This is a genomic window from Jongsikchunia kroppenstedtii DSM 45133 (assembly GCF_000380485.1).
GTDB classification, from domain to species: domain Bacteria; phylum Actinomycetota; class Actinomycetes; order Mycobacteriales; family Mycobacteriaceae; genus Jongsikchunia; species Jongsikchunia kroppenstedtii.
Map to the genome: position 1 here is coordinate 64,229 of NZ_AQYG01000037.1, position 15,315 is coordinate 79,543.

15 protein-coding genes are annotated in these 15,315 nt (G+C 66.7%); 12 read left to right on the plus strand and 3 right to left on the minus strand.

Annotated features, from left to right (window positions below; translation table 11 throughout):
• Positions 1-3 precede the first annotated feature (3 nt).
• A complete protein-coding gene (locus G341_RS20895) occupies positions 4-1,590 on the plus strand; it encodes an HNH endonuclease signature motif containing protein (protein ID WP_018177787.1) in 1,587 nt (528 codons plus the stop codon).
• A 15-nt stretch (positions 1,591-1,605) separates the two neighbouring features.
• On the opposite strand, the gene G341_RS0103825 is transcribed toward G341_RS20895, so the two are convergent.
• On the minus strand, positions 1,606-2,091 hold the full coding sequence (locus G341_RS0103825; protein WP_026303219.1) for a MarR family winged helix-turn-helix transcriptional regulator: 486 nt from the start codon (positions 2,089-2,091) through the stop codon (positions 1,606-1,608).
• Positions 2,092-2,166: 75 nt separating this feature from the next.
• Here G341_RS0103825 and G341_RS0103830 point away from each other — a divergent pair, with 75 nt between their 5' ends.
• From G341_RS0103830 to G341_RS0103845, 4 genes are read left to right on the plus strand one after another with little or no spacing between them, the layout of a single operon-like run.
• On the plus strand, positions 2,167-3,936 hold the full coding sequence (locus G341_RS0103830; RefSeq protein WP_018177789.1) for a chloride channel protein: 1,770 nt from the start codon (positions 2,167-2,169) through the stop codon (positions 3,934-3,936).
• Between the two features lie 11 nt (positions 3,937-3,947).
• Entirely contained in the window at positions 3,948-4,949 is a 1,002-nt protein-coding gene (locus tag G341_RS0103835) for a cytochrome c oxidase assembly protein (protein ID WP_018177790.1), read from the plus strand.
• Positions 4,946-5,437, plus strand: coding sequence for a nitroreductase family deazaflavin-dependent oxidoreductase (locus G341_RS0103840; RefSeq protein ID WP_018177791.1), 492 nt, complete (start codon positions 4,946-4,948; stop codon positions 5,435-5,437). The genes G341_RS0103835 and G341_RS0103840 overlap by 4 nt, the downstream gene beginning before the upstream one ends.
• Entirely contained in the window at positions 5,424-5,831 is a 408-nt protein-coding gene (locus G341_RS0103845) for a hypothetical protein (protein WP_026303221.1), read from the plus strand. Before G341_RS0103840 ends, G341_RS0103845 begins: the two co-directional genes overlap by 14 nt.
• Positions 5,832-5,855: 24 nt before the next feature.
• Here the strand turns inward: G341_RS0103845 and G341_RS0103850 are convergent, their stop codons facing one another.
• Positions 5,856-7,784, minus strand: coding sequence for a glycoside hydrolase family 15 protein (locus G341_RS0103850; RefSeq protein ID WP_051092631.1), 1,929 nt, complete (start codon positions 7,782-7,784; stop codon positions 5,856-5,858).
• A gap of 104 nt (positions 7,785-7,888) precedes the next feature.
• Here G341_RS0103850 and G341_RS0103855 point away from each other — a divergent pair, with 104 nt between their 5' ends.
• The 5 genes from G341_RS0103855 to G341_RS0103880 all read left to right on the plus strand — a co-directional run bounded on the left by G341_RS0103855 (position 7,889) and on the right by G341_RS0103880 (position 12,230).
• Positions 7,889-8,086 (plus strand): hypothetical protein, encoded by a 198-nt coding sequence (locus tag G341_RS0103855; protein WP_018177794.1) that lies wholly within the window; start codon positions 7,889-7,891, stop codon positions 8,084-8,086.
• 388 nt (positions 8,087-8,474) lie between these two features.
• Positions 8,475-9,524, plus strand: coding sequence for a sulfate ABC transporter substrate-binding protein (locus G341_RS0103865; RefSeq protein ID WP_043450498.1), 1,050 nt, complete (start codon positions 8,475-8,477; stop codon positions 9,522-9,524).
• On the plus strand, positions 9,521-10,351 hold the full coding sequence (cysT, locus tag G341_RS0103870; RefSeq protein WP_018177797.1) for a sulfate ABC transporter permease subunit CysT: 831 nt from the start codon (positions 9,521-9,523) through the stop codon (positions 10,349-10,351). Before G341_RS0103865 ends, cysT begins: the two co-directional genes overlap by 4 nt.
• Positions 10,348-11,220, plus strand: a complete 873-nt coding sequence (gene cysW, locus G341_RS0103875; RefSeq protein ID WP_018177798.1) for a sulfate ABC transporter permease subunit CysW — start codon at positions 10,348-10,350, stop codon at positions 11,218-11,220. Before cysT ends, cysW begins: the two co-directional genes overlap by 4 nt.
• Complete coding sequence (locus G341_RS0103880; RefSeq protein WP_018177799.1) at positions 11,217-12,230, plus strand: sulfate/molybdate ABC transporter ATP-binding protein; 1,014 nt, start codon at positions 11,217-11,219, stop codon at positions 12,228-12,230. The genes cysW and G341_RS0103880 overlap by 4 nt, the downstream gene beginning before the upstream one ends.
• A 5-nt stretch (positions 12,231-12,235) precedes the next feature.
• Here the strand turns inward: G341_RS0103880 and G341_RS0103885 are convergent, their stop codons facing one another.
• Positions 12,236-14,113, minus strand: a complete 1,878-nt coding sequence (locus G341_RS0103885) for a propionyl-CoA synthetase (protein ID WP_018177800.1) — start codon at positions 14,111-14,113, stop codon at positions 12,236-12,238.
• A 47-nt stretch (positions 14,114-14,160) separates the two neighbouring features.
• On the opposite strand from G341_RS0103885, the gene G341_RS0103890 reads away from it, so the two are divergent.
• Positions 14,161-14,985: an alpha/beta fold hydrolase gene (locus G341_RS0103890; protein ID WP_018177801.1), complete on the plus strand. Its 825-nt coding sequence runs from the start codon at positions 14,161-14,163 to the stop codon at positions 14,983-14,985.
• Positions 14,986-15,031: 46 nt separating this feature from the next.
• Positions 15,032-15,315, plus strand: a 284-nt coding sequence (locus G341_RS0103895) for a transposase (RefSeq protein WP_018177401.1), incomplete at its 3' end; no start/stop codon positions are given.

A 15,315-nucleotide genomic window follows, 5' to 3' on the forward strand; every position in this document is an offset into this window, starting at 1 on the left:
CGTATGAGCGAATCGATCGGCGAGGTGGTCGACCGGATCCAGGAGCTGGGTCCGGCCGATCTGTTGGCGGTTCGTGAGGCGTGTTCGCGGGCGCTGGTGGCGGCCGATTGGACGCCGTTGTCGGATGATCAGGTCGTAGAGGCTGTCGACGTGGTGGAGCGCGGGTATCGGCGGGATACCGCGGTGCGGGTGCAGCTGACCGCCGAGGTGCGGGTGCGGTCGATCGCTGTGCGGGAGAATAAGAAGACCGGAGTATGGCTGGCGGAGCGGCTGCGGTTGAACCGGTCGGCCGGGTATGCGCTGGTGCGCGCCGCCGAGGATCTCGCGGTGCTGACAGACCTGGCGGGGGAATCGGTGAGGCCGTATCGGCCCGCGACCGCCGCCGCGATCGCCGAAGGGGTGGCGTCGGTCGAGCATTACCGGGTGATCGCCGAGGTCATGAAACAGATCCCCGCAGCCGTCGCGATCGATTCCGAGGAGGTCGCTCACGTCGAGGCCGCGTTAGCTGAGTACACGCGGACGCTGGCGCCGGATCAGTTGCGGAGAGTCGGGATAAGACTGCTCGCGTATCTGAACCTGGACGGTGACTTCGACGATGTCGATCGGCAACGGCGGCGGCGTTTTTCGATGAACCCGCAGGGGGTCGATCACATGTCCGGACTGTCCGCGACGCTCACCCCGGCGACCCGGGCGCTGTGGGATGTCGTGGCCGAGGTGTGGGCCAAGCCGGGCATGAACAACCCTGATGATCCCGATTCTCCGTCGGGCAGCTGTGAGCATGTCGACGCGACGATGCTGGAAGAGGCTGCGGGGCGGGACAACAGATCTACGGCGCAGCGTAATCATGATGCTTTCAAGGCGATGCTGCAGTGGGTCGTGTCCTCCGGCGAGCTCGGCTCGCATCGCGGGCTGCCGGCGCAGATCATCGCCACGATGACACTTGATGAGCTGGAGTCGGAGACTGGGATCGCGACGACCGCCTCGGGTGGCACGTTGCCGGTCAAGGACGCGCTCACGCTGGCGGGGGCCGGGCGGCCGTTCCTTGCCGTGCTGGATGATCGGGATCGGCCGCTGCACCTGGGCCGGCAGCGTCGGCTGGCGTCGGCCGATCAGCGGATCGCGTTGATCGCCGCCGATCGCGGCTGCACCCGGCCGGGCTGCGACCAACCACCTTCCCGTACCGAGGTGCACCACATCGAGGAATGGGTCAACGGTGGCCGCACCGATATCACCGTGATGACCTTGGCGTGCGGCGGCGACCACGCCCACGTTCATGACGGGCCGGGCGGCTGGATCACCCGGCTCATCGATTCGGTCACTACCACCGGCCAGCTTCCCGACGGCCGGTCGGCGCGGATCGGTTGGACCCAGCGCGGCTCGGGTGAGCCGTTGCGTGGCAACACCGTTCATAAACCGCGGCAGTATGTCGATTGGTTCCGGCGACGATTGCACGACCAGATGGTCGATGAACAGTTACGGCGGGAGCATCGGGACTGGTGGGCCGAAGGCCGGCGCTGGGCGCGCGAGTTCGACCGCCTGCCCGACCCCGAACCTCCCAGCTGGGTGACATACCCGGACTGGGCCGCCTGATTTGGGCGTGGATCGTCAAAGCCAGGTATCGAGCTCGCGGCCGACGCGAGGCTCGTCGCCGGCGGCGGCAAACGCGTTGAGTGCATCCAACAGCCCGGCCTGGGCTGCGGGGCTCATTCGACTGATGACGGTGCTGATCTGTCGGCGACGGCGGCGCGTCACCTGATCGACCGTGCGCGTCCCGCGCTCGGTGAGGTCGATCGTCACCTCACGCCGAGTCCGCGGGACGCGTTGGACCAGCTCGGCGCTCACCAGCCGGTCGACCATGCGGGTGGCGGTCGACGGTTGCACCTCGAGATGCCCCGCAAGAGTCGCCTGGTTCATCGCGCCCCGGGTTCGCAGGAGAACGAGCACGCGGAACTGGGCGATGGTGATGGTGTCATCGACCTCGGCGATCGAGCGCGCCGACAACGACACGAGCAGCCGAGACGCCGTCAGCACGGCGTCGGCGACGTCATCGGCGTCGATTCCGGTTTCACGTCGAGCAGGGTGCGCACTCACGGAGTCACGATAATCCACGCGCAGCTGCACCCACGATTGGATTGCATCTACTAACTGTTGCATACTGCAACAGTGATGCTGGAGAACGCACGCCGAGCCGGCGCCCTCCGGATGCCGCGCGAGTTCTCGCCGGCCCGGTGGTTACGGGAATCGTCCTCGGCCCTGGTGCCGATCGCGCTGGTCGTGGGTGCAGGCGTCGGGCTCGGCGCGGTCTTCTTCCGATGGTTGATCGAGGCCGCCACCCAGCTGTTCACCGGCTACGGCGACTACTCCGACCAAGGACGCGTCCCGCACGCGCACCTGCTGGAACTCGGCATCTGGTTCGTGATCGGAGTCCCGGTCATCGCCGGCCTCCTGTACGGCCCGCTGGTGTCCTGGCTGGCGCCGGAGGCAAGGGGCCACGGTGTGCCCGAGGTGATGCTGGCCGTGGCGGAACGGGGCGGTCGGATCTCGCCACGGGTGCCTGTCGTCAAGTCCTTGGCCTCGGCGATCTGCATCGGGGGTGGTGGCTCCGTCGGCCGGGAGGGCCCCATCGTGCAGATCGGGTCCGCGCTCGGTTCCGGGGTGGGGCAGCTGCTTCACGTCGGCACGCCGAGGATGCGGCTGCTGGTCGCCTGCGGTGCCGCAGCCGGGATCTCCGCCACGTTCAATGCTCCGCTCGCGGGACCGTTCTTTGCGATGGAGCTCATCCTGCGCGACTTCGCAGCGGAGTCCTTCGGGGCGGTGGTGTTGTCGAGCGTGACCGCGAGCATCGTCGGTCGCGCGCTGCTCGGCAATCATGCGTTCCTTGCGCTTCCGTCGTTCTCGCCACGAAATGCGTTGGAGTACTTGTTCTTTGCCGTCGTCGGCGGAATCGTCGGAGTGGTGGGGGTCTGCTTCTCGAAGGTCCTTTACTTGATCGAGGACGCCTGCGACTGGCTGTGGCGCGGGCCGGAGTGGCTGCGACCGGCGGTCGGCGGGGTGCTGCTCGGTGGATTGCTGCTGGCACTGCCGGAAATGTACGGCGTCGGATATCCGGTGCTGCAGAACGCAGTTCAGGGCCACTATGTGTTGTGGATGCTGCTCTTGCTGCTCGTCGGCAAGATGGTGGCGACGAGCCTTACGATCGGCATCGGCGGATCGGGCGGCGTGTTCGCGCCGACCCTGTTCATCGGGGCGATGGCAGGCACGGCATGCGGACAAATAGTGCACCACCTGCTGCCCGGCCTCACCGAGTCCGCGGGTGCCTACGGACTGATCGGCATGGGAGCGGCGCTCGGCGGCGCGACTCGAGCCCCGATCACGGCCGTGGTCATTTTGTTCGAGCTCACCGGTGAATACTCGATAGTCGTTCCGCTGATGGCCGCCGTGGCGATCGCCTCGGGGTTCAGCCACCTCTTGTCCAAGGACACGATCTACACCCGAAAGCTGTTGCGCCGCGGCATCAACATCGACAAGCCTCCGCAAACCATCGTGGGTGAGCTGGCGGTGGGGAAGGTGGCCAAGGACCCGCCGGCGTGTATCGGCGAAAACGTCGGATTGCCCGAAATCGCCAAGCTGATGGCCGGCAAGAGCCAGACGGCTGTCGCCGTTGTCGACGATCGGGACATATACCGGGGAATCGTGACGGCGCAGTCGGTTGCGGAGGCATTGGCCGATCCGGAGCGGGCGGTCGCGACGGCCCGGCAACTGGCAGAACTACCGCCGACAGTGATTGCCGCGGATACTGTCGAATACGCGCTGGATGAGCTCGTCGGACGAGCCGGCACGGGATTGCCGGTGCTGTCGGACGATCACAGCCGACTGGTCGGCTGGGTGACGCATGAGGACATCATCACGGGCTCCGCGAGAGTGGGTGCGACATGACCATGGGACATATGCAACCGCCGAGATGGCCGCAATTGCTGGGCGACTGGGCCGCGACGCCGATCGCGTCTCTCGTGATCGGACTGGTGTTCCTGGCCTACCTGTGGATGGCCTGGCGGTGCACCCCAGATGGTGGTCGATGGTCGGCCTTCCGGTTGCTGGCGGCGGCCGGTGCCGTGTTGTCGTTGGTGCTGGCCATCAACAGTCCGCTGGCGGTGTACGGCGCGAACCTGTTCTGGGCGCACATGCTGGTGCACCTCCTGATGGTCATGGTGGTCCCGGTGCTCGTGGTCGCGGCTCAGCCGATCAAGTTGGCGCACAGCTGTTTTCCACGTCCCGTCGATGCTGTCGTAAGCAGCCGACCGTTTCGGTTCGTGACCCATCCGGCATTCACCGTGCCGCTGTATGCGATCACGATCGTCGGGACTCATCTGACCGGTTTCCCGCAATTGATGGTGACTCACATGTGGATTCACGATCTGGAGCTGATTTTGTACTTCGTTTCCGGTTATCTGCTTTTCCTGCCGCTCGTCGGCGATGAGATGACCGGCCGGCGGCTGCCGCACCCCATGCGGTTCGGGCTTCTGGCGATCTGCATGCTGCCGGACACCGTGGTCGGCGTCGCTCTGATGATGACGGGCACGGTGCTGGCGCCGGGGTTCGCCGATTCGCGCATGGGCTGGGGCCCCAGCGCTCTGACGGACCAGAACGCGGCGGGCGCGATCATGTGGGTCGGCGGTGACGGCCTGATGATGCTGCTGATGCTCGTGGTCGCCCGGGAGTGGATCGCCACCCGCGACGGCAGCATGGGCGGCTGGCTCGACGGGATCCGTCAGCGCGAGACCATCGGGACGACACCCGACGCCGACCGGCCCGACGGCGCGGGGATCGATGCCGACGATGCCGCATTGGCGGCATACAACGCGAAACTGGCCGCACTGCACGGACTCTCGACCGACGCCGGCGAACAGAGTTCAGATCGACCGGCAACCGGCGACGAGGAGGAGACATGAACCGGATCCAAGGCGGGCCGCTCGATCCCGGGGCCGCCGCGGCGCGTCTCCTGCGTGTGCGGGCCGTGGTGCGCGCGCCGCTGTTTCTCTATCGCCATGGCCTCGGATGGGTCCTCGGACACCGGATGCTGATGCTGGAGCATCTCGGCCGACGTAGCGGTCAGTCGCGGTACGTGTGTCTGGAGGTGGTCGACAATCCCGCCGACGGGGTGCTCGTGGTCGCGAGCGGGTTCGGCGACCGCGCACAATGGTTCCGAAACCTCCAGGCCAACGGCGCGGCACGGGTCAGCATCGGACGCCTGCGGTCGGCGCCGGCGGACGTGACCTTCCTGGATCAGGATGCGGCTCACTGGTGTCTTGAGCGCTATCAGGCGCAGCACCCGAAGGCGTGGAAGACGTTGCGGGGCACGATCGAAAATGCGAGCGGTCGACCGGTGAGTGAAGTGCCGCTGGTCGCACTCTCCCTGGCGCCGGATGCAGTTGCGTAGCCCGCGGGCGGTGCTCGCGGTCGGGTGCCTTGTCGCGATGGCGCTCCTCGGTACGGCGTGCAGCCGCCAGGACGACCGCGCCAACAACGGACAAGCGGCCGTCGACCCCTCGGAGATCAGTGGGATCTTCGCCGAGTATCGCGATCTCGGACTGCCCGCGGCACAGCCGCAGGATGCGACCGAGACAGTATGCGGCGCAGCAAAATGCGCCGCCGCGATGTCGACGCCACAGCTCACGCTGCTGCAGTTCGCCACCAGTGGCGAGGCCGAACTCTACGACCAGGCTCAACCGGGGAGGTTCCAGGTGGAGAACATCGTCGTCGAATTCGGCCCGGCGTTATCGGTCGATCAGCGGGCGCGGTATCAGAATGCGACGGTCCGCGCGCTCGAGTAGCTGCTAACCGTGCCGAGATCCGATTCAGCGTCCGTGGGTGGCCGCCTGCTCGGCACGGATCACGTGGGTGACGGCATTGATCAGCGCCAGATGCGTGAACGCCTGCGGGAAGTTGCCGAGGTGCCGGCCGGTGTCGGCGTCGATCTCCTCGGCGTACAGTTTCAGCGGTGACGCGAACGCAAGCATTCGCTGGCACAACGCCTTTGCCCGCGCCAGCTCGCCGATCTCGACGAGCGCCGAGACCATCCAGAACGAACAGATCGCGAACGTGCCCTCCTTGCCGGAGAGGCCGTCGTCAGTCTCCTCGACCTTGTAGCGCAGGATCAGCCCGTTCTCGCTCAGGTCATCGGCGATGGCCAGCACCGTCTTTCGGACGCGCTCGTCGTCCGGCGGCATGAATCGCAGCAGCACGATCAGTAGCAGTGAGGCGTCGAGGGCGTCGCTGCCGTAGCGCTGGGTGAAGATGCCGTCCTTGTTGACGCCGTTCGCCAGGATGTCGTCACGGATCTCCTCGGCCTTCTCGCGCCAGGTCTGCGCATACGACTTCGCGCCGTGCATCTCGGCCAGCTTGGCGCCGCGATCGAGGGCGACCCAGCACATCACCTTCGAGGAGGTGAAATGCTTTGGCTCGCCGCGTACTTCCCAGATACCCCGGTCGGGTTCGCGCCAGTGCTTGAGCGCCTCCTCGACTTGCTTCTGGATCACCGGCCACAGCGTCTGCGACACGGCCTCGGTCGATTTGGTGTTGAGATAGAACGAATCGAGGATGGTGCCCCAGATGTCGTGCTGGCTCTGGTCGTAGGCGCCGTTGCCGATGCGCACCGGCCGGGCGTCGTCGTAGCCCGAAAGATGTTCCAGCTCATATTCGTCCAGCGTTCGCTCGCCGCCGACGCCGTACATCACCTGCAGATTGTGCTGCTGCCCGTTGTTGACTCCGGAGACGTCGGCGATGAAGGAGAAGAAGTCGTCCGCCTCGCGGTCCAGGCCCAGGGTGTACAGACCCCAGAGGGCGAAGGTCGAGTCGCGCACCCATGCGTAGCGGTAGTCCCAATTGCGTTCGCCCTGCGGGGTTTCCGGCAGTGAGGTGGTGGCGGCGGCGAGCAGCGCGCCGGTCGGGGAGTAGGTGAGGCCCTTGAGGGTGAGGGCGCTGCGCTGCAGATAGCTGCGCCACGGGTGATCCGGGAACTCGCCGACATTGATCCACTGCCGCCATGACTCGGCGGTCGACCACATCTTCGTCGACGCCTCGTCCCACGACTGCGGGGCAGGTTGCGCCGACCACGTCAGGGCCACGAACACGTTGTCGCCCTCGACCATTCGGGTCCGCGCCCGAGCCTCGCGCCCCTCCAGTCCGAGCTTCAGATTCGTCGTCAGCTTCAGCGTCGGGCAGACGGTGTCGGTGCGCGTGGCCGTCGCGACCGCCTCGCCGTAGGCCGGCCCGGAGTATTCCCAGACCGTGCTCGACCGGTGGTAGTCGAAGGCCGGTTCACAACTCATCGTCAGGTCGACCGTGCCACTGACGCAGCGCACCGTGCGCAGCAGCATGTGCTCGGCGTCCCAGTCGGTGGGGGTGCGCCGGTGCACCCGTGAACGCGAGTTGTTGTCATGCCACGGGCCCATCACCAGCGCGTCGCGGACGATGATCCAGCCGGTGTCGGTCTGCCAGGTCGTCTCCACCATGAGGCTGCCCGGCAGGTAGCGCCGGTCGACCGGGACGTTGACGCCGTAAGGGGACAGCTTGAAATGGCCGGCGCCGCGGTCGAGGATCGCGCCGAACACGCTCGGCGAGTCGGGCCGGGGGACACACATCCATTCGACCGCCCCGTTGCGGGCGATCAGGCAGTTGGTTTCGCAGTCGGACAGAAACGCGTAGTCCTCGATCGGGGGAAACACATTGGAGGTCGTGGTCGCCGGGGCGAATGCCGACACATCGGAATCTGCGGGAGTTGGCATTGCTCAATCATGCGGTGGCGGTGGTTCGCGCGCACGGTGAATAAACGCACGGTGAATAAAAGGGATGACGGTCGATCAAAGCCGAGCCGCTAGGCTGGACGACTGTGGACGGCTTTCTCGACTGGTGGGACAGCGTCGAGGAGTGGCTGACGGGACTGTCGTTCGTTCCGCAGGTGCTGGTCTCGGTTGCGGTGCTGATCCCGCTGGCCATTGCCTGCGCATATTTGTTGAACATGCTGGTGAACGGGTTCTTCTGGATGTGGGACCGCGTACGCAGCACCGGCACTGATGGCGAGGACTGACGCGATGCCGCGTTCGAAGGTGACCTGGGCGCTGCTCGCCCTGCTGGTGATCATCGTGATCGCCTGGTTCTTCACTCGCTGAGGGCCGAAGTCAAATCGCCCGTCGTCGAACGGGCAGGTGAGGGCCCTGACTGCCCGCGCGAGTTCGGGTCCGTGCGGGGCCGACTGATAATCTTCTGCGCATGTCACGCCACCTGCGACCCCTGCACGGCCTTGCGCTGTTCGCGGTCGAATACCGGTGTGTTCGTGACGTCATGTGTCGCTGACTTCCACCTGGTGGTGAATGCCGACCCGATCGGCCGGTACCCCGGGCAGTGTTGTCGTTATTGTCAGCTCTCCAGCGACTCGAGGAAGAAGTTCAGTGATCAACTCAGGTCCGCCCCGGACGATGGGCAGGGCGTCGCTTGCTGCGATCCTGCTAGCCGTGGTCGCGGCGCTCGTCGCCGCGTGCGGCGGCGGCTCCACGGACGTGCCGGGCGGCAAGAACATCTCCAGCGGCAGCAAGCACATCAACCTGGTCGCGTATGCGACGCCGAAGCCGGGTTTCGACGCGATCATCCCGGCGTTCCGTGCCACCCCGGAGGGTCACGACATCGGCTTCTCGCAGTCGTACGGCGCGTCGGGCGACCAGTCCCGCAAGGTGGCCCGGCATGTGCCGGCGGATGTGGTGAACATGTCTGTGGAGCCGGACATCACGCGACTGGTCAAGGCGAACGTGGTCGACAAGGACTGGAAGCAGCAGAGCCCTAACGGGACCGGTGTGCCGTTCGGGTCGGTCGTCGTGCTGGTGGTCCGCAAGGGCAATCCGAAGAACATCCATACCTGGAGCGACCTGCTCAAGCCGGGTGTCGAGGTGATCACGCCGAACCCGGCCAGCTCGGGCTCGGCGCAGTGGAACATGCTGGCGCCGTATGCCGCCGAGAGCAACGGCGGCAAGAATCCGCAGGCCGGCCTGGATTTCGTGCAGAAGCTGGTCGCCGACCACATCAAGGTGTCGCCGAGTTCGGGCCGCCAGGCCACGACGACGTTCGAGCAGGGCCAGGGCGATGTACTGATCAGCTACGAGAACGAGGCGATCATGCTGGCGCGCAAGACCGTGCACTCGCCGGCCAGCCAGCAGATCGACTACATCGTGCCGACGCAGACGTTCAAGATCGAGAACCCGGTCGCGGTGGTCAACACCAGTGACGACCGGCAGGCCGCCACGACCTTCGTCAACTGGCTGTATTCCCCGGCCGCGCAGACCATCTGGGCGCAGCAGGGATTCCGGCCGGTCGACCCGGCCGTAGCCGCACAGACGGCGAACCTGTTCGCCGGACACGGCGACATCGCCAGGCTGTGGACGGTCAAGGACCTCGGCGGTTGGGATGTGGTGAGCAAGAAGCTGTTCGGTACCAAGGGGTCGATCAGCAAGATCTTCAACGGAGGCACCTCATGACGACGGCTGCACTGCGCACCCGCGGCAGTGTCTTCCGGCGGCGGGTGAGCGGCCCGCTCGGCCTCGGCATCGCGGGTCTGTGGCTGAGCCTGATCGTGCTGCTGCCGCTGGCCGCCATCGCCGTCAAGTCCTTCGACGGCGGCTGGAGCGCCTTCTGGTCGGTCGTCACGTCCCCGTCCTCGCTGGACGCGCTGCGGATCACCGTGCTGGTGTCGATCGCGGTCGCGCTCATCAATGTGGTGATGGGCACCGTGATCGCCTGGGTTCTGGTCCGTGACGACTTCCCCGGCAAGCGATTCGTCAACGCGCTCATCGACCTTCCGTTCGCGCTGCCGACCATCGTGGCCAGCCTGGTGCTGCTGTCGCTGTACGGTCCGAACAGCCCGATCGACATCCAGCTCAATGCGACCCAGCCAGCGCTGGTGATCGCGCTGGCCTTCGTGACGCTGCCGTTCGTGGTGCGTCAGGTGCAGCCGGTGCTCATCGAGGTCGACCGGTCGGTGGAGGAGGCGGCGGCCTCGCTCGGCGCCCGGAATTCGGTGATCTGGTGGAAGGTGGTGTTCCCGTCGCTGGCGCCGGCCGTGCTGTCCGGCGCCGGCCTCGCATTCACCAGGGCCATCGGCGAATTCGGTTCGGTAGTGCTGATCGGCGGCAACATCCCTGGGCATACTCAGGTGGCCTCGCAGCTCATCCAGCAGCAGATCGAGCAGGATTCCAATCAGGGTGCGGCGGCTATCTCGCTAGTGCTCCTCATCATCGCGTTCGTGGTGCTGTTCGTCTTGCGCGTCATCGCGCGTCGGTCGACGTCGCGGGAGGCGGGCGAATGAAGCTCAACCCGTTGACGCGCTATTCGTTGCGCGCGATCGCGCTGCTGTACTTATTCGTGCTGCTGGTGGTTCCGGTGGCGCTGATCTTCTGGCGTTCGTTCGAGCACGGCTTCGGCCAGTTCTGGGACTGGATCACCACCCCGGCCGCGATCTCCGCGCTGCAGCTGAGCCTGCTGATCGTGGTGATCGTGGTCCCGCTCAATGTGGTCTTCGGCGTCGCGGTCGCGCTCGCCCTGGTGCGGGGCAGGTGGCGTGGCAAGCGGATCGTGGAAGCGGTGGTCGATCTGCCGTTCGCGGTGTCGCCCGTGGTCGTCGGTGTGGCCCTGATCCTGTTGTGGGGCTACGGCGGCTGGTTCGGCGGCGTCGAAAGCCTCGGATTCCGAGTGATATTCGGCCTGCCGGGCATGGTGCTGGCGACCATCTTCGTGACGCTGCCGTTCGTCGTCCGCGAGGTCGAACCCGTGCTCCGCGAGATCGGCACCGAGCAGGAGCAGGCGGCGGCGACGCTGGGTGCCGGTGGCTGGCAGACGTTTTCGCGGATCACCCTGCCGGCCATCCGCTGGGGCCTGACCTACGGCGTGGTGCTGACGGTCGCGCGTGCGCTCGGCGAATACGGCGCGGTGACCATGGTGTCGTCGAACTTCCCGGGCGTTTCGCAGACCCTGACGCTGCTGGTCTCCTCGCGATATACCGATGACTACAACGAGTTCGGCGCCTACGCGGCGGCCACCCTGCTGATGCTGATCGCGCTGGTGGTCCTGGCGGCGATGACGCTCATCGAGCGCCGGGCCGACAAGAAGCCCAAGAAGAGCCTGATTCTCCAAGAAGACTTACAGCCCGTACCGGACGAGGAAGAGAGCGTGTCATGACCATCTCGGTGGTGGGAGCGAACAAGCGCTACGGCGATTTCGCGGCCCTGGACAACGTGACCCTGGACATTCCGGACGGGTCGCTCACCGCACTGCTCGGGCCGTCGGGGTCCGGGAAGTCGACGCTGCTGCGATCGATCGCCGGCCTGGATCGTCTCGATTCCGGTTCGGTGCGGATCAACGGGCAGGACGTGACGAATCTGTCGCCGCAGCAGCGGGATATCGGATTCGTGTTCCAGCACTATGCCGCGTTCAAACACATGAATGTGCGCGAGAACGTGGCCTTCGGCCTCAAGATCCGCAAGCGGCCCAAGGCCGAGGTCAAGGCGAAGGTCGACGAGCTGCTGGAGGTCGTCGGGTTGGCCGGGTTCCAGACTCGTTTCCCCGCACAGCTTTCCGGCGGTCAGCGCCAGCGGATGGCGTTGGCGCGGGCGCTCGCGGTCGACCCCAAGGTGCTGCTGCTGGACGAGCCGTTCGGCGCCCTGGACGCCAAGGTGCGTGAGGATCTGCGGGCGTGGTTGCGCCGGCTGCACAACGAGGTTCACGTGACCACGGTGCTGGTGACCCACGATCAGGCGGAGGCGCTGGACGTCGCCGACCGGATCGCGGTGCTGGCCAACGGCAAGCTGGAGCAGGTCGGTGAGCCGGACGACCTGTACGACCGGCCGGCCAACGAATTCGTCATGTCGTTCCTCGGATCGACGGCGCGAGTCAACGGCGTACTCGTACGCCCGCATGACATCCGGGTGGGCCGCACGCCGGAGATGGCGCTCGCCGCCTCGGGTGTCGGCGTGGACGCGGCGGCCGCTCAGGCGGGCATCGTCAAGGCTCACGTGACCCGCGTGGTGCACCTGGGATTCGAGGTGCGCGTCGAGCTGAAGAACGCGGCCAGCGGCGACGAGTTCCACGCCCAGATCACCCGCGGCGACGCCGAGGCGCTGCAGCTGAAAGAGGGCGACGAGGTCTTCGTCCGCGCGACCAGGGTTCCGGAGATCGCCGTCGGCGGGTAGCGGCGCTACCCGAGCTGCCGCACCAGTGCCTCGAGCACGTCCCGGTCTTCGATGGTCGACGGCACGAGGTACTCCTCCCGGTCGACGATCTGCCGCATCGTCTTGCGCAGGATCTTGCCCGACCGGGTCTTGGGCAGCGCGGCGACGACGGTGACATCGCGGAACGCCGCGACGGCGCCGATCTGTTCGCGCACCAGCGCGACCAGTTCGTCCCGCAGCCGGTCGGGGTCGGTATCGGCGCCGGCCTTGAGCACCACATAGCCGCTGGCCCGTTGGCCCTTGAGATCGTCGTGAATGCCGATCACCGCGCATTCGGCGACATCCGGATGCCTGCCGACGACGGCCTCGATGGTGCCGGTCGACAGCCGATGGCCGGCCACGTTGATGACGTCGTCGGACCGCCCGAGGACATAGACGTAGCCGTCGTCGTCGAGGTATCCGGAATCCCCGGTGAGGTAGTAGCCGTCGAAGGTCGACAGATACGAGCTGCGGTAGCGCGCCTCGTCACGCCAGAGTCCGGCGAGCGTGCCGGGAGGCATGGGCAGCTTGATGACGATGTTGCCTTCCTGCCCGGCGCCCAGTGGTGTGCCGGCGGCATCGAGCACCCCGACGTCGTAGCCCGGCACCGGCACGGTCGGCGATCCGGCCTTCAGCGGCATCGGTTCCAGTCCGCGCAGGTTCGCGGCGATCGCCCAGCCGGTCTCGGTCTGCCACCAGTGGTCGACGATCGGGATGCCCAACACGCCGGCCGCCCAGTCGAAGGTATCGGGGTCGAGGCGCTCGCCGGCGGCGAACAGCGCGCGCAGCGACGAGATGTCGTATCGGGAAAGCTCTTTCGCTTCCGGATCGGCCTTGCGGATCGCGCGGATCGCGGTCGGTGCGGTGAACAGCGCGGCGACCCTGTGGTCGGCGATCACCCGCCAGAACGCGCCGGCATCCGGGGTGCCGACCGGTTTGCCCTCGTACATCACCGTGGTGGCGCCGACCAGCAGCGGTCCGTAGACGATGTACGAATGCCCGACGACCCAGCCGACGTCGGACGCGGTCCACCAGACATCGCCGGGTCCGATGTCGTAGACGTTGCCCATCGACCACGCCAGGGCGACCGCATGACCGCCGTTGTCGCGCACCACGCCCTTCGGCTTCCCGGTGGTGCCGGACGTGTAGAGGATATAGAGGGGATCGGTCGCGGCGATCGTGACCGGATCGGCCGGTTGCGCCCGTGACATCTCGTCGTCCCAGTCGAGCCAGCCGGCGTGGTCGGTCGCGCTGCCGGCTATCTGCGGACGGTCCTTGACGATCACGGTCGACGGCGCGGTATCCACCATCTCGAGGGCGGCCGCCACGATCGGCAGGTATTCGACGGTGCGGCCGGGCTCGAGGCCGCCCGAGGTCGTGATGATCGCGACCGGGTCGGCGTCGGCGATCCGGGCCGCCAGCTCGGGTGCCGCGAATCCGCCGAACACCACCGAATGCACCGCCCCGACTCGGGCGCAGGCGAGCATCGCGATCGCGGCTTCCGGGATCATCGGCAGGTAGATCACCACGCGGTCGCCGGCGCCGACGCCATGCCCGGCCAGCACTCCGGCGAATCGGGACACCTCGTCGAGGAGCTCGGCATAGCTGTAGGTGCGGGTCTCGCCGACCATCGCCGAATCCCAGATGAGCGCGGCCCGGTCGCCGTGGCCGGCGGCGACGTGGCGGTCGAGCGCGTTGTATGCGGTGTTGAGCGTGCCGTCGGGGAACCAGCGGTAGATCGGTGCGTTCGAATCATCCAACGCCCGGGTCGGCGGATCGACCCAGGAGACCAGTTGTGCCGCGGTGAGCCAGAAGCCCTCCGGATCGTCGACGCTCTGCCGGAATGATTCGCTGTAACGCCCCATCGTCGCACCGTACGACAGTCGCGGTGGGTTCGGCGTAGATTCTCAGCATGGCCGATCGAATCTCGCAGTACACCCATGACGGGCTGACCTTCGACGTCGTCGACAGCGGACCCATCGACGGAGACGTGGTCGTCCTGCTGCACGGCTTCCCGCAGACTGCGGCATCCTGGTCGGCGGTGTCGGAGCTACTGCACGGCAAGGGGTTCCGGACGCTCGCGCCCACCCAGCGGGGCTACTCGGCCGGCGCGCGGCCGACTGGTCGTCGGCAGTACACCACCGACAAGTTGACCGCCGATATCGCGGCACTGATCGAGCTGACCGGTGGTCCGGCGCATGTGGTCGGCCACGACTGGGGCGCGATGGTGGCGTGGTCGATCGCGGCCGCACGTCCCGACCTGGTGCGCACCCTCACCACGGTGTCGGTGCCGCACCCGGCGGCGTTCTTCAAGTCGATGGTGACCAGCGGGCAGGCGCTCCGATCGTTCTATATGGGGATCTTCCAGCTGCCGAAAGCGGGAGAAGCGTTCGCGCGCTTCATGATGACCCGAGCCGGCATGCCGCGCGAGGCCCTGGCGATCTCGAAGGCCGAGGTGATGGACACGCCGGCCCTGACGACGGCGCTCAACTGGTATCGCGCGTTGCCGTTCGAGCCGCGGGACCAGCTCGGCGCCAAGATCACCCGGCCCACCACCCACGTGTGGAGCGACGGCGATGTCGCGCTGGACCGTAAGGGCGCGCTGCTGACCGAGCGGTATGTGGATGCGCCGTACAAGCTGGAAGTCATTGAGGGAGCCAATCACTGGCTGCCGGATCGCCGTCCGGAGCTGCTGGCCGACATCATCGCCGAGCGGGCGGCGACCGCCGTCGACTAGGGCGTGTCTCCTAATGATTGGGTGATCGGTCGCTGATGATCGGTGGATGAGTTCTAGGTGTGAGTCGCTCAGTGATGCGCAGTGGGAGCGGATCGAGCCGTTGTTGCCGTCAAACGTTGGGCGGCAAGGGCGTCCGTTCTGCAACAACCGGCAGGTTGTCGAAGCGATCATCTATCGATACCGGACCGGGATTCCGTGGCGTGACCTGCCGTCGGAGGTGTTCGGGCCATGGCAGACGGTGTGGAAACGGCACCGCCGTTACGCCGAGGACGGCACCTGGGACATCGTTCTTGCCGAGGTACTGGCCGATGCTGACGCGGCCGGGAAGAT